Annotated in this window: 22 protein-coding genes; 15 read left to right on the top strand and 7 right to left on the bottom strand. The window is 32.2% G+C overall.

Going from position 1 to position 18,124, the window contains the following annotated elements; translation table 11 throughout:
* Positions 1-57: 57 nt before the first annotated feature.
* The 7 genes from IAE52_RS07935 to IAE52_RS07905 form a co-directional block, all read right to left on the bottom strand.
* Positions 58-1,251: a site-specific integrase gene (locus IAE52_RS07935; RefSeq protein WP_200136767.1), complete on the bottom strand. Its 1,194-nt coding sequence runs from the start codon at positions 1,249-1,251 to the stop codon at positions 58-60.
* Positions 1,252-1,309: 58 nt separating this feature from the next.
* A complete protein-coding gene (locus tag IAE52_RS07930) occupies positions 1,310-1,522 on the bottom strand; it encodes a DNA-binding protein (protein ID WP_200136766.1) in 213 nt (70 codons plus the stop codon).
* Positions 1,515-2,111: a replication protein gene (locus IAE52_RS07925; protein ID WP_200136765.1), complete on the bottom strand. Its 597-nt coding sequence runs from the start codon at positions 2,109-2,111 to the stop codon at positions 1,515-1,517. Before IAE52_RS07925 ends, IAE52_RS07930 begins: the two co-directional genes overlap by 8 nt.
* A gap of 166 nt (positions 2,112-2,277) precedes the next feature.
* Positions 2,278-2,880, bottom strand: coding sequence for a hypothetical protein (locus IAE52_RS07920; protein WP_200136764.1), 603 nt, complete (start codon positions 2,878-2,880; stop codon positions 2,278-2,280).
* Complete coding sequence (locus IAE52_RS07915) at positions 2,880-3,950, bottom strand: cell division protein FtsK (protein ID WP_200136763.1); 1,071 nt, start codon at positions 3,948-3,950, stop codon at positions 2,880-2,882. Before IAE52_RS07915 ends, IAE52_RS07920 begins: the two co-directional genes overlap by 1 nt.
* Entirely contained in the window at positions 3,950-4,267 is a 318-nt protein-coding gene (locus tag IAE52_RS07910; RefSeq protein WP_200136762.1) for a hypothetical protein, read from the bottom strand. The genes IAE52_RS07915 and IAE52_RS07910 overlap by 1 nt, the downstream gene beginning before the upstream one ends.
* Before the next feature lie 258 nt (positions 4,268-4,525).
* On the bottom strand, positions 4,526-5,020 hold the full coding sequence (locus IAE52_RS07905; protein ID WP_200136761.1) for a hypothetical protein: 495 nt from the start codon (positions 5,018-5,020) through the stop codon (positions 4,526-4,528).
* Positions 5,021-5,616: 596 nt separating this feature from the next.
* Between IAE52_RS07905 and IAE52_RS07900 the strand changes: the two genes are divergently transcribed.
* The 15 genes from IAE52_RS07900 (at position 5,617) to IAE52_RS07835 (ending at position 18,058) form a co-directional block, all read left to right on the top strand.
* Entirely contained in the window at positions 5,617-5,904 is a 288-nt protein-coding gene (locus tag IAE52_RS07900; protein WP_200136760.1) for a hypothetical protein, read from the top strand.
* Entirely contained in the window at positions 5,904-6,263 is a 360-nt protein-coding gene (locus IAE52_RS07895; protein WP_200136759.1) for a hypothetical protein, read from the top strand. The genes IAE52_RS07900 and IAE52_RS07895 overlap by 1 nt, the downstream gene beginning before the upstream one ends.
* Positions 6,254-7,543: a hypothetical protein gene (locus IAE52_RS07890; protein WP_200136758.1), complete on the top strand. Its 1,290-nt coding sequence runs from the start codon at positions 6,254-6,256 to the stop codon at positions 7,541-7,543. The genes IAE52_RS07895 and IAE52_RS07890 overlap by 10 nt, the downstream gene beginning before the upstream one ends.
* A 1-nt stretch (position 7,544) precedes the next feature.
* Entirely contained in the window at positions 7,545-7,928 is a 384-nt protein-coding gene (locus IAE52_RS07885) for a hypothetical protein (protein WP_200136757.1), read from the top strand.
* 11 nt (positions 7,929-7,939) lie between these two features.
* The gene (locus tag IAE52_RS07880; protein ID WP_200136756.1) at positions 7,940-8,263 is read left to right on the top strand and encodes a hypothetical protein; all 324 of its coding nucleotides are present in this window, start codon (positions 7,940-7,942) and stop codon (positions 8,261-8,263) included.
* Between the two features lie 181 nt (positions 8,264-8,444).
* A complete protein-coding gene (locus tag IAE52_RS07875; protein ID WP_200136755.1) occupies positions 8,445-9,221 on the top strand; it encodes an ABC-three component system protein in 777 nt (258 codons plus the stop codon).
* On the top strand, positions 9,205-9,429 hold the full coding sequence (locus IAE52_RS11715; protein ID WP_370568107.1) for an ABC-three component system middle component 7: 225 nt from the start codon (positions 9,205-9,207) through the stop codon (positions 9,427-9,429). The genes IAE52_RS07875 and IAE52_RS11715 overlap by 17 nt, the downstream gene beginning before the upstream one ends.
* Positions 9,410-11,032 (top strand): DUF2326 domain-containing protein, encoded by a 1,623-nt coding sequence (locus IAE52_RS07870; RefSeq protein ID WP_200136754.1) that lies wholly within the window; start codon positions 9,410-9,412, stop codon positions 11,030-11,032. The genes IAE52_RS11715 and IAE52_RS07870 overlap by 20 nt, the downstream gene beginning before the upstream one ends.
* A 537-nt stretch (positions 11,033-11,569) precedes the next feature.
* Positions 11,570-12,565, top strand: a complete 996-nt coding sequence (locus IAE52_RS07865) for a LacI family DNA-binding transcriptional regulator (RefSeq protein WP_200136753.1) — start codon at positions 11,570-11,572, stop codon at positions 12,563-12,565.
* A 73-nt stretch (positions 12,566-12,638) separates the two neighbouring features.
* Positions 12,639-12,953, top strand: a complete 315-nt coding sequence (locus IAE52_RS07860) for a PTS sugar transporter subunit IIB (protein ID WP_200136752.1) — start codon at positions 12,639-12,641, stop codon at positions 12,951-12,953.
* 58 nt (positions 12,954-13,011) lie between these two features.
* On the top strand, positions 13,012-14,292 hold the full coding sequence (locus tag IAE52_RS07855; protein ID WP_233610970.1) for a PTS sugar transporter subunit IIC: 1,281 nt from the start codon (positions 13,012-13,014) through the stop codon (positions 14,290-14,292).
* Positions 14,293-14,352: 60 nt separating this feature from the next.
* On the top strand, positions 14,353-15,456 hold the full coding sequence (locus IAE52_RS07850; RefSeq protein WP_200136751.1) for a DUF871 domain-containing protein: 1,104 nt from the start codon (positions 14,353-14,355) through the stop codon (positions 15,454-15,456).
* The gene (locus tag IAE52_RS07845; protein ID WP_200136750.1) at positions 15,449-17,458 is read left to right on the top strand and encodes an alpha-amylase family protein; all 2,010 of its coding nucleotides are present in this window, start codon (positions 15,449-15,451) and stop codon (positions 17,456-17,458) included. Before IAE52_RS07850 ends, IAE52_RS07845 begins: the two co-directional genes overlap by 8 nt.
* A gap of 10 nt (positions 17,459-17,468) precedes the next feature.
* Positions 17,469-17,810, top strand: coding sequence for a PTS lactose/cellobiose transporter subunit IIA (locus IAE52_RS07840; RefSeq protein ID WP_200136749.1), 342 nt, complete (start codon positions 17,469-17,471; stop codon positions 17,808-17,810).
* Entirely contained in the window at positions 17,807-18,058 is a 252-nt protein-coding gene (locus IAE52_RS07835; protein WP_200136748.1) for a SemiSWEET transporter, read from the top strand. The genes IAE52_RS07840 and IAE52_RS07835 overlap by 4 nt, the downstream gene beginning before the upstream one ends.
* Positions 18,059-18,124 lie beyond the last annotated feature (66 nt).

The raw sequence follows: 18,124 nt of genomic DNA, 5'->3' as shown, positions 1-18,124 counted from the left end.
TTCATCAACAGTTCATAAAATCAATTGTTTCACTTCATAACAGAATTTTTATTTTCCTCATATTTCATTATATTCAATAATTTTTGGGGATTTCTTGGGGATTTTTTGATTATTAAAATTTTGTCCCCATGAAGTACTAGAATCTAAAGCTTGGCGCAGAGTTATACGATTCTCAGGTAAAATATGTGTATAAACTCCCATCATCATTCGAGGATCTTTATGTCCAACACGTTCCATAATCATTTTTTCGGGAACTCCCTTATTGACCAAATAAGTTATATGGGAATGCCGAAGCATGTGAAGTGAAAAATAATCAGGATTTTTGCCGAATAATTGTGTTTTAGCACCTTCATATTTTAGAAACTGTGAAAGACCAGTGTAATTAATTTGTTTCCTTTTTTCTGTAACAAATATAAACTCAGAATTATATTTCTTGAAGTTTTGCACAATGTTAAGACAATGAGAATTAACATCAATCTCTCTGATAGAATCAATTGTTTTAACATTGCCCAGTCGTCGCCGCTTTGTATCCCATGACTTTGTTATTGAAATTCTTCCATTCAATAAGTCTACATCAGACCAATTTAGAGCGAGGGCTTCTCCAATTCTAAGCCCAGTCCAAAAAAGAAATTCAATTAAATCGATTTTTCTATGTGTTTCATCATTGCTGGCATCAAATCTCATTTGCTTAATAAGTAAGTTAAATTCATCAAGTGTAAAAAACTTTTGTTTTAGCTTGGCAACACTCTCTTTAGTTCGTGTATCTTTTGGAAGATCAAGGCGGTCAATAGGATTAGATTCAATGTATTCTGCAACGTATGCATATTTAAAAATACTATTGATTCCACGCTTTAAAGCATGCATTGTTTTGATAGACTTTGAATTAAGTACAATATAGTCTTGTATATCTCTTGCTTTAATATCTTTGATTTTCTTTTTTCCAAATGTTTTCAAAAATACATTTAAAAAACAAGATTCTTGATAAAAAGAAGAAGGAGCAAGTTCCATTTTTCTTTTCTTGCTAGACTGATTACTCACTTCAGTAACAGTAATTGACTCTATCTTTTTCTCTTTAATTTCCCTTTTTTTAGTTTTCTCCTTAATTTTCCTCTCAATTAAGTTGAGTGCTTCTCTTTGTGATTCTCGTGTTTTTGATTTCATTGTTACACTAACTTCATGCCAACTTCCATCTGTATCTCTATACTTTTCACGGAAACGATATTTACCATTGGGCATTTTTTTTATATTCATAATTTCTCTTTTCTATTCAAAAAAGAGAGTAAATAGATACTCTCATTATAGCACAGGATCAAAGGGTTTTTATACGTTGGTTTGATTTCCAACGTAGGAAATCTTCAAAACCAGAAATACTGACTCTCACTGATTTAACTCCCCATTTAAGAATAATATTATGAAAATCAGGATTTCGTCGAACCTCTGTTAGGATATTATCTAAAGTACGAGGTGGAATGCTGAATATTTCAGCAATTTCTGATTTTTTTGCATATACTTTTTTAGTCATTTTTATACTCCTTTATGTAAATTTGTGGTTTGCTCAAATTGTAACGTTTTGAATCAAGATAAATTTTGAAAAAATAACTCTTGTCAAAAACAAATTGTAAAAAGTGGGGGTAGTGTTCCGCAATTAAATCTGTAAAGTCCGCAAATTCTTGGACCTCTGAATCTCTCATGACTTGATAAAGTTGCCCCAGTAAATCAGGGCTATTCTCCGTAAGGAATTGTTCAAGGTTGAATCCACAGCCACTTTCAATTTCATTGATATCGTATTTTGTTTTATCAGGGTTTTCTGCATGTGTGAAATAATCAAACATGCCTTTGGGGGACATTACCACTTCCACGTGTGAAGGGGCATTTAATTTCTCTGAAACGAGGTCGGATACTTGTGTGTAGCTTTTGAGTGATTCAAAGAATAAAGCCCCGTGTTTATGTGATTTTTTAAATTCGCCAGTTGTTGAATTGACGTCTTTATCATGCCAAGGGCTTAAAATAAATGGTACATGGAGTTCTTCAAGCCTTCCCAGATAATCCTCAGGAGTAGATTCCTGATAAATTAAGAAAGCCCACTTGTTCGAACGTTTCTCTTTTTTCATAATTTTCTCATTTCATGATTAATGATTATTGATTCAATGGGGGTCGTAGTAAGCCCCATTGAATCTTTTATTTTTGTGTTTAGAACAAACCCTTTGGAGAAGAGCTTGTGTTGATTTGAAACAGGGGGCTTTTTTGTTTGCCTTTGGCACAAAAGCCCCCTGTTTTTTATCTTTTTGTCCCTTTTAGCCAAAGGGCTTGTTCAATACGTTCAAAGTTTGAAATGAGGTATTGAGGGTAGCGACTGGCAATTTCCTCTTTTATCTCATTTTCAAGTGCTTTTAGTATTTTTTGAGCCTGATAACTTTTGGGCAAGCTTAAATAAAGGATGAGTTCCTTCTCGTTGAGTTCTAGTATTAGTTTTCTAACCGCTTGATTATACTTTGAGAGCGTTAAATCTTGAGCAGAAGTGCTTTCCTCTTTTGAGTTCTTACGTTCATCCTGAAGGAGAAATTTTCTAAGGCGATAAGAGCCACGAATAGACAGGTAAAGATTTTTTATTCGGTCTTTTTTGAAACGCTCAATTACTTCTAAACTAAGGAATAAAAAAGAGAGACAAGCGAGGGTTATTGCAATCAAGATAAAGAGATGATGAATAAAGAGAAAGTGAGTTAAAAAGGATTTGAGTTGGGGGAAAGAGGCTGAAACCTTCAATCTTTCATTTAGCCAGTTCAGTAGTTCAAAGAGGAGCGAGAGGACAAAGGCGATGAAAGCAGAGAGGATTCCCTTTCTAAAGGCAATAAACCGCCTCATGAAACATGTTTTTTTCATTATAGTATCCCTTCTTGTGTGTAGAATGTTGGGGTTAAAAGTGGTAAGACTTGATAAGGATGCTCATTATCAATGACTTGGATTAAGCCCGTTCCTTTTCCAATTGGAATAACGATTCCTGAGGGGTCTAAATCGGGGAAAAGAAATTGAATCGTTTTAGAATTAATATTTCCAATCTGAATCAAAACATTCATTTGTTCTCTGACCGAAACAGGAACGGCATTATAATCAAAACGTTGGCTTACTAATACGAGGTGGCAACGGGTGGCACGTCCCAATAATGCAATGGTGCTTAAAAGAGAGAGAAAACTCTCTTTAATGGTTTTATTCACCCCCTCTGTTAACGCGAGCGTTTCATCAATAACAAGGGTAAAATGTTCGAATTCATGATGTGGATTTTCAAAAAGAATCGCTTGTCTTTCATAGATGACAGCTATCATTTTACTTAGGGTGTCATTAATTTCACTAACAAAATCACTCTTACTCCGATTTGAAGAGGGATGGATTACAGGGATATGATGTGTTTTCGCCCACCGTGAAGGAGTATCATATTTGGGGTCACAAATGATGAGTTGTGACATGGTAGCGAGCATTTCAAGGAGATAGGTTAAGGCATAACTTTTTCCTGAACCGCTATTTCCGGCAATCACAATGCCTGTTACTTTATCAAAATCAAGCGTTAAGTTTTCCATGAGTGGAATTTTATTGCCTTTATTTTCTTGTGCAAAAGTGGTTAAATTCGGAATGACTAACCGTTTAGAGATTCCTTTAAACCAAGGGAAGAACAAAGCTCGTTGAACATGAAAATCATCGGAATCTAAAGGGACAAAGTAAGCGGAGTTTTGTTTTAAGACGGTATATTGTGGATAGAGTGACGCATTCGCAATCACAAATATTTTTTGATACAAGTCATTATCAATCAAATAGCCCGCAGGCAAGCGAGGGATAAAATAGAATCCCTCTGCTTTGACCTCCAAGCCAAAAGCGTTACAATAACTTGTTTCACCATCTACATTTAAAGCCATGTTTAGACTTTGAAGGAGATAGCGCTCAAGTTCATCTAGTGTCATTATTTCACAACTTTCAATTTTTTAGCTTTGAAGTAGACATTTGATCGAATCTCAATGCCTTCTAATTGTTCGAATTCAACGATCGAGAGAAAGTCTGGAAGTTCTGGTTCCTCTTCAAATTTAATGGTAAAAGGATTCAATCCTTTTTGAATGAACCACAATTTATAACCTGTGATTTCGTCCGTTCGTTTGTTATCAATAAATTTGTGTTGTATTTCAATAAAAGAAGTCACACATTGAATGGGTAAGCTAAGGTCAATATGTTTTTTTGCAGTATCGACACTGTAACTGTTTGAGCGAGTATTATTTAATTTCATTGGGATTTCCTCCATAAAAGATTGACTGTCAGCACACAGCCAAGTGAAGTGCTTAATTCTTCATGACGAATAAACACGAGTGACGACCAAAAGATTGTGCTGAAATCCTTTGATGAACACTATTATAAATGAGATAAAAAATAAAAGATATAGGAGTGCGCCCCCTTTTTTTGAAGGGCAAAAATCCTGATTTAAAAAGCTTTCTTATTTGAAGTTCTTTGAAAATAACAAAAAAGTATAGGAGTGAATTCCTATACTTTAAATTTTTTCCCAATTTTCATACCCATTTTCTGTTAAAAATTTATTAATTTCACTGAAAGGTTGAAGATAGTAGGTATTGATTAAATAGTCAAAAATTCTATCTTTTTCACTCTCACCAAAGCAATAACCATAGAGATTTAAAATAAACATTGAAATTTTAGGAGGAAGATGTAGGACGATACAAAGGCGACAAAGTTTTTCCTTTGACGGAGTTGTATTTTTTTCAAAACTATACCAATCAGTTAAAGTTGTTGTATCAGTAGCCATTCTTAGGCAGATTTGTCTTTTAGTAAGATTGGATTGGAATATTACATCATGTAAAATTAGTTTTTTGTTCCGCTTATTTCCATTCTCATCGTATTGGAGGGAAAAAAGAAATGAATCAATATCTTTGAAGACACTTGAAGCATTATTTTTTATTGCAAAACGTGTTAAATAATCTGTCTCTTTTGATGATATCTTTTTGGTATTATATTTGTCATCATTATTCATCTTTTCCCTCCCTTCTTTCATTTTGTTTTATTATATCTTGTTTAAAATTTCGACCTAAAAGAATCCCTTTTTTACTAAAATCAATATAAAATGGAAAGTTTTTTATCGTGAATTTTTCTCTTTTTTGTGAATTAGACAACAAAAAAACTCAAGTAAGCCTTACTTGAGCCTTTATATTTATTTTTGGGCATAACAAAAACGCTCTCGAAGATTTATATTTCATAAGGTAATATAAAACTAGACAACGTTTTTGTCTTTTGGGATTGTCTAGTTTCCCTTGAACAAAAACTTTTATTTTAGAATTTCATTGTAGCAAGTTTGAAAATCAAAAGCAACCCAAATTAGCGTGGTTAAGCGCTCTATAGTGAGAAGTATGACGGAGAGTTTACAGTTTTTCCGAATGAATAGAGCGGAACTAGGAGATTAGGGAAGTATGGGGAAGAATCAGGCTCTAAAAAAAATAATTCCAACGGATTAATTTTTAATATTATTTTTTTAATGACATATTATTAAAATTGTAATTATTGTTTGCATAACTGTAAAAAAGGAAGTATAATGAGCTTAATAAAATATAAATTTTAAAAGTGAGGGTTTATATGGGGACGTCAAAAATTAGTTCCAGTACTGCAGTTGCAGAAAATGCGATTTCAAAATTACAGGGTTCAACTTTTTCACATCAAGGGCAACAAGTTGAAACTTCAGGAACTACGTTAAAATGCATGAGTTCCGCAAAACAGTTGAATAACGACTTGCTTAAAGATTTGAATGAGTTAGTACACTCGATTCAAGGTCAATCTAAAAAAGTCAAAGGGTTAGCGGAAATGATTGAAAGTCGAGACCGACAAGATGCGAGAGACTTAGCTACAATGAATTGGGGATTCTAGTGCAAAGAGATAAAAATGCAGACCAACGCTTAGAATTAAATCGTCAAATTGCTCATAAAGAAAGTCAGCTTGACGAATTGAATCAAGAAAAGCAAAATTACATACGTCAAATTGAACATTATCAAGATGAGATGAATCGTCTTTATCGTGAAGAAGAAGAACTTTATTATAACATTGAGCAAAGTGGGCGTTCGTTGGGGTGGAATGCTTCGTCTTGGCGAGAAGTTCGACGTGCCATCTTAGGCTTTTCCAGAAGTCAATTAGAACAAATGGAACAAGACTTTCGTAATGAGGCCATTCAGCTTCAAAACGAAATAGAAGAGGCTCAACGAGAAAGGAATGCTTTGCCATGGGATTAAAATATTCGAAAGCAGACGGAGAAAGTCTTGTTTCTGCTTTAACTACTAATGTTTCAAGTGCTGAAGAAATCATCAATGATTTGCAAGAGGGAGTGAATCACTTGATTTCTCAATTAGATAACCCTTCTTCGGGACTTTCAGGAAAAGCTTATCATGCAGCGAACACACTTTTCAAACAAATTGTTGTACCAACTTTGTCTGAACTTAAAAGTGCAACCACCACGATTCAATCAGAATTGACGACCTACAAGAATAGCATTAAAGCCTTTGACCGCTATCCAGACGCTGTTTATGATAAAAATGAGTTTGAACGTTTGCTTAATATCAAGCGTCAGCAAAAAGCTTTAACCGAGAACCATATCAATATTTTCATGCAGGCTTTAAGTACTGCTCTTTCAAAGACAGCGACCGAAAACCTTATCTTTGAGGGCAAGGGCCTAGAAAGTGTCGTGAATCATTATGAAAAAGAAATTCGAGAACTGGAAGAGAAAAAACAAATTTTAGAAGAGGTTGAAAGTCAAACGAGTTCTCTATTTGAACATAGCTTACAAGACTTTAAACAGGCTTTGCAAGGAGCTAAAGCCCTAAAACAAGGCTCGTTTGATTCTAAAGGAAACTTTACGTTTAACAAGAATCAAGACATGAGCTGGTATAAAAAGTTGACAGGTAAAGATGTCAACGATTCATTAATCTCTAAAAAAGATGATGAAATTACCCTTAAAGACCTCTTGGAAGTAAATGTCTCAAAAGAAAACCAAGCGACTTTCGAGCAATTGAAAAAAATATCTGAAGCGACCGGGATGTCTCTTCAAGCAGTTTGGAATTTATTTTCTGAAAGTAAGAAAAAAGAATTTAGTGAAAATTTTGAGGACTTTCAAAAATTTATAAAATATGGAAAAAACGAATGGAATAAGGCTGTTAAAACTCCTGAAGTTCATGGTGATGATACAATAAAAATTATCACAATCTATTATGAATATGGTGGAACAACGTATACTGCTGTTTATAAGGTGAACGAAACTACAAATACACTCCTTTTTCAAAGTGGTGGTGGTTGGGTTGATGAATTTAAAACTTATAATTTTGGTGCTGACCAACGAGATGATTTATATGGTGGAGATTTTGGAGAAAATGGTCCAGCTGATAATAAAGAAGTTTTCTTTGATGGTGTTTTAGGCTTAGAAAGTGCTCTACAAATTGATTCTGAAGTGAGAAAATCTTTTAAAATACAAGAAGATACAATGTCTGGAACAAAATATTTAGAAAGCATAGATAATTAGTATGACGGATAGACAATTAAATTTTTATAAGAGGATTTTAACTTTATCTAGAAGTAATCAAACGACATCTGAAGAAAAAAAATATTTGTTGTTGGCAGCAGACGCACTTGATAAAGGGAGTGATTTTAAGAAAACCATTAACACTTTATGTCGAGCTTTCAAGGCCCTCGACAAAGGTAAGTTACAAGCTAATGGTTTAACGATTGGTTCAAAGCTACTTTTTGAAGATTTGAAATCTATTTACGGAGAACCTCAATCTACAGATATATATGCTGAAAAATTAGCGTCAGTGCAAAAAGGAAGACAAAATTATCAAAAGGCTTCAATTTGGGTTTCTATTATTTTAGGTGGGATTATAATTATTTATTATATTTTTGCAAAATAAAAGGAGTTGAAATGTTAACAGACAGACAAAAGAAATTTTTAACTCAAATGACAGAATTAATCAAAGAGAATTCTAGTGCAACTTATAAAGAAAAAGTATATTTAAAGCGAAGTGTTGAAGCTATACAGTTTGATACTAAGTTTCAAGATGGAGTAAATGCTTTGAATTTATCTTTAAAGGGGCTAGTAGAGCGAAAAAAAGAACTATCACCTGAAGTCTTAAAACTTAATAAAGAATTAGTTGAAATTTACGGAGAACCTGGATATAGAACGGGTGTTAAAGATACCAGTGTGTCTCCGGGAGTAAATGCAGCTTTTTCTAGTATTATTCCTTAAAAAATAAAAAGCCCTTTTGGGCTTTTTTCTAATTGTTTGAGATATTCTGAAGGGGATAAGTAAAATAACTCAATTCCTATAAATTAAATGTAATATATAAAAGGTATAGTGAGCGGTTGCAAAATAATGAAAAAACTTGTAAAATTAGGGTAATATTAAAAAACTAGGAGAAATTATATTTATGGAGAAAGCAAGGGTAATAGCGAGTCTCACCAAAATATCTACAATATTACTACCTGAAGTTAATGGTAGGTGTCCTTTATGCGGTAAATATCCGCTATCTCAGGAAAAAAATGGAAGAATATTAAAAAATTATGAAGTTGCTCACATTTATCCCCATTCTCCAACAAAGGAACAATTAAAGGTGTTACAAGGGGTTCCAAGAGCTGATGACATAGAGAGTCTAGATAATGTGATTTTGCTATGTAAAGATTGTCACTCTAAACAAGACTTTCATACTACGGTAGAAGATTATACGAACTTATTTAATATAAAGAAGAGGCTACAAAATAATGCAATAAGTAGAGAAAGGCTAAGTAATAATAATATTGACGAATCTATTTTAAATATAATACATTCTTTGAAAAATTTAAAAAAAGCTGATTTGAAACGTTTAGATTTAAAAATGGAGCCACTTAAAATAAGTCAAAAAGTTAAAGATGATTTTTTACTTTTAGATGCTATAAAGGATAAAGTATTAAGATACTATCGCTTTATTCAAGAACAATTTCAAATCCTAGAGGGTTACTCATCTAATAATTTTGAGATAGTTGCAAGTCAAATAAGAACTGCATATTTAAAAGCGAACTCTTCAGGAATTTCTCAGGAAGAAGTTTTTAATCAGTTAGTATCATGGTTAGAAAATATTAATTCTGAAACAAGTAGTAATATAGCATGCCAAATTATTATTGCTTTTTTTGTACAAGATTGTGAGGTTTTTGATGAGATTTCCAAGTAAGGTAACTCCATATTCAGATAGTATTTTCCCGTTAGCTATTAAAAATTTAAAATTAGTAGGGAATGACTCTATAAAAGTTTTGGAACTTTATAAAAAGTCCGGAATGGTCTCGACAGAATTTATAGATTCGCTGTGCTTATTATATGCTTTAAAAAAAATACAATTAAACGAACAAGGAGAACTTGAAAATGTTATTAGAGTTAAGTAGTGATAAATTTTTTACTTTTGGTGAAAAAAGAAAAAAAATAGTTTTTAAAAAAGGATTAAACATAGTCACTGGAGATGATAATAAAAGTAACTCTATAGGTAAGAGCACATTCTTAATGATTATCGACTTTTGTTTTGGCGGAAAGGACTATATTGATAAAGGAAAAGACATAGTTGCGAATATAGGACATCATGTAATAAATTTTGCGTTTGATTTTGAAGGAGAGATTTATTACTTTTCTAGAAATACAAGTACTCCTAATATTGTTAATGTTTGTGATAAGAGTTATAGAATTTTGGAGGGAAGAGACCTAGATGTAAAATCTTTTACGAGCCTTCTCAAATCAATGTATAAATTAGAAATTAATTTATCCTTTAGGGATATAATATCCAAATATTTTAGAGTTTATGGGAGAGATGTTACAAAAGAATCAAAACCTTTAGCAGTTGGAAATGAAGCTGAAGATAAGTCTGTAAAGAGACTTTTAAAGTTATATAATTATGACTTCAGTCAAATGGAGAAAAAAGTTGATACAGAAGTGGAAAAAAAGAATATCTTTAGAAAATCTATTAATTCGGGGATTCAAGAAAGAATTGGTAAACGAGAATATGATAAAAATAATAAACTAATTGAACAGAAGCAAAATGAAGTTCTGGAATTGTCAGAAAATTTTATTGGCACACATGAGGCAGAACAAATTGCTAATTTAAAGTTAGAACTAAGTCAACTGAAAAGGCAAAAAAATAAAATAGAAATGGAAAAAGCAATCACTATTGAGAATAGAAGTCAGTTGTATTTTGATGAGGAAGAAGCGATAAAATTTTTTCCAAATATTGATGTAAAAAAAATATCACAGATTGAAAATTTTCATAAAAATATCACAAATATTTTAAAAAGTGAGATTGATGAGGAAATAAAACAAAAGCAATCAGTTTTAAACGATATAAATAATCAAATAAAAAATATTGAGGATCGATTATCTCAGTTTTCTTCTTTCAAAGATATAAGTAGAAAACAGCTTATTTTTGTACAGGAAGCACAACAACTTGTTGATGAATTAGAAAGTAAAAATAAAATATATGTTCAGGAGGTAGAGCTAAAAGAATCAAGTGTTAAAGCAATTGATGACTTGAATGATATGCTTGAAAAGCCAATAGAAGAAATTTCGAATCGTATTAATCAAAGTTTAAAAAATTATAATTCTATTATTTTTCATTCTAAAGATAGAATTTCTCCAAAGATTAATTTTAAACTTAATAAAATGAAAAAATGGATGTATGATTTCAAAACTGAGAATGATACGGGAACGGGAGCAGCTTTTAAAAGTATGATTTTACTTGATTTAACTATTTTGAAAGAAACTGTACTTCCAGCAGTTGCACATGATTCCTTTCTTTTTACAGATATAGAGAACTCAACTGTTTGTGAGATAGTAAAAATATATAATCAATTTTCCAAACAAATTTTTGTTGCATTAACTGATAAAGTCAGCTATGGAGATCCAGAAGCAGGACGTATAATTAAAGAGAAGGAGGTTTTGTATTTGTCAGCTAATGGCAATGAGTTATTTGGAGAGAGTTGGAAGACAGAACGAAAAAAATGACATAAAAATAAGTTCATCATCATAAGATGAACTTATTTTTATATCAGGAACGTTATAATTCTTGTCCAATTATCTAGTTTATAGGTGTAATAAAAAATATAGCAGTTTACACTATATTTATGCTGTATGCTATGCAATAGGAAACTTCGGGGAAGTCTCTCAATATCTGTAATTTTTGTTTCAGTTATAGCAGGAGTTTGGAGAGATAATAGTCAAAATCATTTATGTTAATATTCCAAGCAAAAACCTTATAGCAATCGAGCTTTAAGGTTTTCTTTGTTCATACATCTTATATTGTCAAAGTAAAATGTGAAGAAGAAAGTATTCCTATTGATTTATAATGAATAATATTGAATTTTAAAGTCATAAAAATTAGTAATAAATCTATACCTCGACCTATACTGAAGTGTAATGAAACTCTTATTTCGTTTTTAAGTTCAGTTATAAATACTCAGTAAAGAATATATAAAAGTAAAAAAATAGAAGAAATTATGATAAGCTTATGATATAAAAAGATTGGTAGTTTAGGTGTAATTTATGGTAACGATTAGAGAAGTCGCAAAAAAAGCAGGTGTTTCTATAGGAACAGTTTCAAGGTATTTGAATGGGCATCAATTAAAAAAGGCAAATATGATTAATGTTAAAGAAGCTATTGATTTTCTGGGATTTGAAGAAAACATTATTGCCAAAGGCCTAAAGAACAATAGAAGTCATTCAATTGGAGTGCTTGTAAATTCTTTAACAGATGTTTTTGCGACTTCCATTGTTTCGAATTTGGAAAACTATTTAGAAGAAAATAACTATAGCCTACTTTTGGGAGACTACCAAAATGATTACAAAAAATTAGAAAAAAAATTGGAATTTTTAAGATCTAGATCAGTAGATGGGATAGTAGTATTTCATTTAGAAAAGAGTTTGCCTATTTTAAGCAAATTAAGAGAAGAAGGTGTGGCAATTGTCGCTGTTGACTCTCCAATAAAAGGATTTAAAACTGATACAGTATTGGTAGATAATTACCAAGCTTCTTTTAATGCTGTTGAAAAATTATATGAAAATGGTCATAGAAATATAGGGATTGTATCAGGAACTACAAATAGATACATTGGAGCAGAACGTTTTAAGGGTTATAGAGAGTTCATGGAATCAAAAGAGATATTTTCTAAAAGTTTAGTTGTTAATGGGGATTACACAAAGGAAGCAGGCTATCGTGGTGCTTTGAAGCTATTAGAAAATGAAAAGCTAACAGCTATTTATTCAACGAATTACTATATGACTCTAGGAGTAGTACAAGCATTATTTGAAAAGAAAATCAAAATTCCAGATAATATTTCAATTATTGGTTTCGATCATTTTGAACTTAGTGATATTATTGAACCTAAATTAACCGTAATTGAACAACCTATTAAAGAAATGGGACTTAAAATTGGTGAATTAATTTTGGAAAGAATAAAAGATAAAAATCAAGGTCAAACAGCAACAATTGAAATTAGCACAAATTTATTATGGAGAAAATCAGTAAAAAAAATAAATTAGGGTTGTAATTAAATCGCTTTCATGTTATACTGTTCTTGTAAAATTAAAACGGTTCAAAAAAAGGAGGACATTTATGAAAATTTTACTTGCGTGTGGTGGTGGAATGAGCTCTTCTATCTTAGCTGAAAATCTAGTTGCTGAAGCTAAAAAACAGGGGAATAATGACTTTATGATGGAAGCGACTGGTACGGAAGAAGTTTCTTTAAAAATGCAACAGGATAACTGGGACGCGTTGTTATTGGCTCCGCAGGTTAGCTTCCGAAAAGAGCACTTACAAAAAGACGCTGATAGTTATGGGATTCCATTAATTCCAATTGAAGGAATCCTATATACACCTATGGGGATTCCAGACTTATACAAATTGATACAAGAAAAAGTTCATAAATAAAGATATTCTTTATTTAATTTAAAATTAAACCGGTTCAAAAATAAAAGGAAATAAAAAAATGAACAAAATAAATTTTAATAAGATAGTTCAGACAATGGGGAACATTGCTAATAACCGATATCTAACAGCTGTTAGAAATGGTATGAGCGTTATTATTCCCGTAACCATCATTGGTTCAATTTTTATCATCATGTTGAACTTACCTATTGATGCTTGGAAAGATTTTATTACTCCCTATGCTGATAAATTGACGATTCCAATGGACTTTACAATGAACTTCATGTCTGTATATGTTTGTATAGGTGTTGCTTCAAGTTTATGTGAAGTTTATAAGATTGATAAAGTGTCTACGAGTGTGTTAGCAGTACTTGCTTTCTTAATTGCTGCAATTTCTCCTGCTACAATTGCTGAAGGTGTAGCTAAAAAAGCTGGCTTATCTGTTAGCGGAACTTTTTTACCAATGGGTAATTTTGGTGCTGGGGGTTTATTCACAGCAATAATTGTTTCAATTTTCACAGTAGAAGTTGTTCGTTTCTGTATAAAGAAAAATATGGTTATCAAGATGCCACACGGTGTCCCAACTTCTGTCATTAATTCGTTTGCTGCCTTGATTCCTGGAGCACTTGTTATTGTCGCTGTTTGGATTATTAAAGTAGGTTTAAATTTCGACATTAATAGTGCTTTACAGTGGGTATTTTCTCCAATAAGATATTTTGCTGGAGACAATGTACTATCCGTGATTGTTCCAATTCTATTAATTACAATTGTTTGGGTATTTGGTATTCACGGCATGATTATTGCAACACCTATTCTATATCCATTTTGGTATGATAATTTGAATGCCAATATCAATGCGGCAGCTACAGGGCAAGTGGTTCCTCATTTTATGACAGAACAGTTTTTCCAATGGTTTATTTGGATTGGTGGAGCTGGAGCAACACTTTCCCTTGCTTTTCTAATGGCCTTCTTTGGAAAATCTGAATTTAGTAAAAAAATGGGGCGTTTTACTTTAGTACCAGGTATTTTCAATATCAATGAGCCACTTATCTTCGGTGTTCCAATAGTAATGAATCCGTTTTTCGCCATTCCATTTGTATTAGCTCCAGTAGTAATGGGGATTATTACTTATTTAGCAATGGGAGTTTTCCATTTGGTAAATTACCCGATTGCAATTGCTCCATGGACACTTCCTGCTCCGATTGGGGCAATGATGGCAACAGGTTTAGATTGGAGAGCAGCAGTACTTGCGATTATAAACATTATTGTAGCAGGATTAATCTACTATCCATTCTTTAAGGCTTTTGATAAAAATATGATTGCAAAAGAACAAGAAGCTTGAAGAGAATTGGACATTTCAACTGGCTTTTAGCAAGAAATCAAGAATTAGAAGGAAGAAACAATGTTAGGAATTTCTATTTATCCTTATAAGGAAAATATTAAAGAGACATTAGCTTATATCGAATTAGCTTCAAAGTATAACTTTAAAAGAGTGTTTACCAACTTATTGATGATTGAGCAAGGAAAGGAAGAAGAAACATTAGAAAGTTTAAAAGTTTCAATTAAACATGCTAGAAAATATGGAATGGAAGTGATATTAGATTTAAATCCAGCTGTTTTTGAACAATTAAATATTAGCTATCATGATTTGACTTTCTTTAAAGAGATGGGAGCTACAGGAGTACGCTTGGATTCTACTTTTGATGGACTAGTTGAATCATTAATAACATTTGATGATTCACAACTAGATTTAGAGATAAATATTAGCAATGATACTTATTACTTAGAAAATGTAATTTCTTATCAACCTAATATGAAGCGGATCATTGGTTGCCACAATTTTTATCCACAAAGGTTTACAGGACTAGATTATGACTATTTCATAAAATGCTCAAAAAAATATAAAGAAATGGGGCTACGAACAGCAGCATTTGTAAATTCTCATTCAGCAGATCATGGGCCTCATATGTATACAAATGGTCTTTGTACCTTAGAATTGCACAGAGACTTACCAATAGAAATACAAGCAAAACATCTAATTGCAACGGGATTGATTGACGATATTATCATCGCTAATGCATATGCAAGTGAGGAAGAACTTAGCTTACTGAGCAATTTGAGAGATGATCAAATTGAACTTGACGTTATATTTGATTCGAAAACTACTTCTTTAGAAAAAGAAGTGATTCTTAATAACCAACATTTTAATCGGGGAGATATCAATAGTTATAGTATTCGTTCAACATTTGTTAAACTAAAATATCAAGAACAAAGTATTCCGGAACACAATACCAAGGAAAAGGTTGAATTTGGAGATATCACACTAGGGAATAATTCTTTTGGTCAGTACAAGGGTGAGGTCAATATTGTTAAAAAAGAAATGCCCAATGCAGCTCATGAAAAAAATGTTGTTGCGAGAATTACTGAGGATAATCAATTTTTAGTAGAGTATATCAAACCTTGGACTAAATTTAGATTTAGAGAGGTAAAAAGAGAAATTGAGTAATTTACCCTATCGCCAGGTGCATCTTGATTTCCATACACCTGCTCTTCCATTTACATTAGGGAGGCATTTTGAAAAGAAAAATTTTCAAAAAATACTAAAAAGTGCTCGGATTAATTCAGTAACTTTAACAGGAAGATGCCATCATGGCCATATTTATTATGATACTAAACTTCCAGCGAAACATCCTCAGTTAGCTAATGATTTTCTCATGATGGAGGTTGATGCCTGTCATGAAGTAGGAATTAAAGCTCCAATTTATCTCACGGTGGGCTGGGACGCCTTCTCAGCAGATCGTCATCCGGAATGGTTGGAAAGAAAACCAGATGGTAGTCTCTACGGATTTGATGATTATGGTCAACTTTCTCCAGGCTGGAAAACTTTATGCTTTAATACTCCTTACCTTGACTATCTTAAATATCAAATTGTTGATACAATGAAACATTTTGGATCAAAGTTAGATGGTTTATTTTTTGATATTGTTTGGCAAGATCCTTGTTCATGTAATTACTGTATTGAAAAAATGCTGAATCTTAATTTAGATCCAACTAATGAAAAGGATAGAATCTCATTTGCAAAACTGACAGAACAATTTTTGAAAGATGAGATATCTGCTACTGTAAAGGGTGAATCTAATGACTGTCCAGTATTTTTTAATGAAGGAAATATTTTACCTTCAATTCGTAAAAATTTATCGGAATATAGCCATTTGGAAATAGAGTCACTTCCAAGTGGAGAATGGGGTTATCAACACTTTCCAACAACAGTAAGGTATGCTAAAAATCTTGGCAAAGAATATGTGGGCATGACAGGTAAATTTCACAAGGTTTGGGCCGATTTTGGAAGCTATAAAAATAAGGCTGCACTTGAATATGAAACATTTCTTGCCTTAGCTCATGGAGCAAAATGTTCAATTGGAGATCAAATGTACCCTGATGGGACACTACAGTTGGCGACTTATGAATTAATAGGCTCTGTTTATCGTCAAGTAGAGAAGTTGGAAAAATATAACGATGGTAGTCAAGCATTGACTGAAATTGCCATTGTCCATCCAGGTATAATTGCTGATAGTGAATTAAAAGTCGATTTATCCTTAGCTGGAGCAGTCAATATGCTAAATGAAAAGCATTATCAATTTGATATTGTGGATCAATGGATGGATTGGACTAAGTATAAGCTAATCATTCTTCCTGATAAAATTATTATATCAGAAGGGCTTAAGAGAAAAATACAAGAGTACTTTGAGAAAACTGATGGAAAAATTTTGGCAACTTATAAAAGTGGTTTAGATGCAGAAAATAGATTTTTGTCAGACTGGGGAATTAATTATATTGGTAAAAATACATTTGTTCCAACTTATGGAAAATACCATGGGCTTTTTGAAAATCATTTGCCCAATGGAGAACTTGTTCTTCATGGTGAGGGGCTTTTAGTATCTCCACAAGGAGCACAAGTTTTAGGTGATGAATATCGACCTTTATTCCAGAGAAACTACCAGCATTATTATTCACATTTTCAAGCACCGGTTTCTGAGAATAAAGAAAATCCTGTGGCAACAAGCAGTGACCGTGTTTATTACTTTAGTCACCCCCTATTTGAAATGTATAAACGCCAAGGAGTTTTGCAATATAAACAAATGATAAATCTTACCGTAGATGAAGCATTGGGACAGACCGTTTTAAAAACGAACATGCCTTCTAGTGGAGATATTATTTTAAATCATAATAAGGAGAGAGGAGAGTTAATTTTAAATCTTTTGAATTATATTCCTCAAAGAAAAGCGATAGAATTGGATACAATTGAAGAAGTTATTCCTCTTTATAATGTAAAAATTGTTTTGTCAGTAGAAAGTATCAGTAAACAAATCAATATTGATATTAAAAAAATTAAAAGCGTCAAAGTAGTTCAAAATAATGATGAAATTGAATATAGAGTAAAAGATAACTCTCTGGAATTTGTTGTCCCAGAAGTTAAGGGTTATGAAATTGTGACATTAAAATACTAAAGGAGAAGAAATGGAAGGTTTAGAGTTGATTGCTTTCAATATTATTGGAATGGTTGGGAGTGCAAAATCAAAAGTAATGGAAAGCATGACAAAAGCAAGAACTGGCGAATTTGAAGTAGCAGAACAGTTAATCAAAGAAGCAAATGAATTCCTAGTTCAAGGTGAAAAAGAACACTTTCAAGTTATTACGCAGGAAGCTAAAGAGAAAAATGTTGAATTGACCCTTCTTTTCATGCATGCAGAAGATCAGCTGATGTCTACGGTGACTTTGAGAGATATTGCTAATGAAATGATTGAGAATTATCGGATGATGTTTAATTTGAAATCCTTGATTGACGGGAACTTAGAATGATCATTATAGGTTTAATTGCTGGTGGATTAACCAGTGTCTCCTTTATTCCTCAAGCCATTAAGACGATAAGGACTCAAAATACTTCTGGTATTTCACTTACTACATATATGTTATTCACAATAGGTGTAGCTCTATGGGTGATTTATGGATATTTCACTGAAGATTTTGCTATTTTATTAACAAACCTAATTACTGTTATGCCTTCATTAACAATTTTAATTATGAAGGTAAGAAATAGCTTTAAATGAATATTATATCCTTGTAAAGGAGTAGAGCGAGATATAAGATATTTAAAAACAGTTCATATTATTCAT

This window comes from Lactococcus sp. S47 (assembly GCF_016517475.1).
GTDB lineage: Bacteria > Bacillota > Bacilli > Lactobacillales > Streptococcaceae > Lactococcus > Lactococcus lactis.
The sequence above is the reverse complement of the archived record's forward strand: the minus strand, read 5'-3'. Positions and strand labels throughout refer to the sequence as shown.

Coding starts and splice junctions, on each gene's coding strand:
- IAE52_RS07885 (WP_200136757.1), top strand. CDS start 7,545: ATGACGGATAGACAATTAAATTTTTATAAGAGGATTTTAACTTTATCT.
- IAE52_RS07925 (WP_200136765.1), bottom strand. CDS start 2,111: ATGAAAAAAGAGAAACGTTCGAACAAGTGGGCTTTCTTAATTTATCAG.
- IAE52_RS07840 (WP_200136749.1), top strand. CDS start 17,469: ATGGAAGGTTTAGAGTTGATTGCTTTCAATATTATTGGAATGGTTGGG.
- IAE52_RS07855 (WP_233610970.1), top strand. CDS start 13,012: ATGAACAAAATAAATTTTAATAAGATAGTTCAGACAATGGGGAACATT.
- IAE52_RS07935 (WP_200136767.1), bottom strand. CDS start 1,251: ATGAATATAAAAAAAATGCCCAATGGTAAATATCGTTTCCGTGAAAAG.
- IAE52_RS07915 (WP_200136763.1), bottom strand. CDS start 3,950: ATGACACTAGATGAACTTGAGCGCTATCTCCTTCAAAGTCTAAACATG.
- IAE52_RS07865 (WP_200136753.1), top strand. CDS start 11,570: ATGGTAACGATTAGAGAAGTCGCAAAAAAAGCAGGTGTTTCTATAGGA.
- IAE52_RS07900 (WP_200136760.1), top strand. CDS start 5,617: ATGGGGACGTCAAAAATTAGTTCCAGTACTGCAGTTGCAGAAAATGCG.
- IAE52_RS07880 (WP_200136756.1), top strand. CDS start 7,940: ATGTTAACAGACAGACAAAAGAAATTTTTAACTCAAATGACAGAATTA.
- IAE52_RS07835 (WP_200136748.1), top strand. CDS start 17,807: ATGATCATTATAGGTTTAATTGCTGGTGGATTAACCAGTGTCTCCTTT.
- IAE52_RS07910 (WP_200136762.1), bottom strand. CDS start 4,267: ATGAAATTAAATAATACTCGCTCAAACAGTTACAGTGTCGATACTGCA.
- IAE52_RS07870 (WP_200136754.1), top strand. CDS start 9,410: ATGTTATTAGAGTTAAGTAGTGATAAATTTTTTACTTTTGGTGAAAAA.
- IAE52_RS07860 (WP_200136752.1), top strand. CDS start 12,639: ATGAAAATTTTACTTGCGTGTGGTGGTGGAATGAGCTCTTCTATCTTA.
- IAE52_RS11715 (WP_370568107.1), top strand. CDS start 9,205: ATGAGATTTCCAAGTAAGGTAACTCCATATTCAGATAGTATTTTCCCG.
- IAE52_RS07890 (WP_200136758.1), top strand. CDS start 6,254: ATGGGATTAAAATATTCGAAAGCAGACGGAGAAAGTCTTGTTTCTGCT.
- IAE52_RS07850 (WP_200136751.1), top strand. CDS start 14,353: ATGTTAGGAATTTCTATTTATCCTTATAAGGAAAATATTAAAGAGACA.
- IAE52_RS07905 (WP_200136761.1), bottom strand. CDS start 5,020: ATGAATAATGATGACAAATATAATACCAAAAAGATATCATCAAAAGAG.
- IAE52_RS07920 (WP_200136764.1), bottom strand. CDS start 2,880: ATGAAAAAAACATGTTTCATGAGGCGGTTTATTGCCTTTAGAAAGGGA.
- IAE52_RS07875 (WP_200136755.1), top strand. CDS start 8,445: ATGGAGAAAGCAAGGGTAATAGCGAGTCTCACCAAAATATCTACAATA.
- IAE52_RS07930 (WP_200136766.1), bottom strand. CDS start 1,522: ATGACTAAAAAAGTATATGCAAAAAAATCAGAAATTGCTGAAATATTC.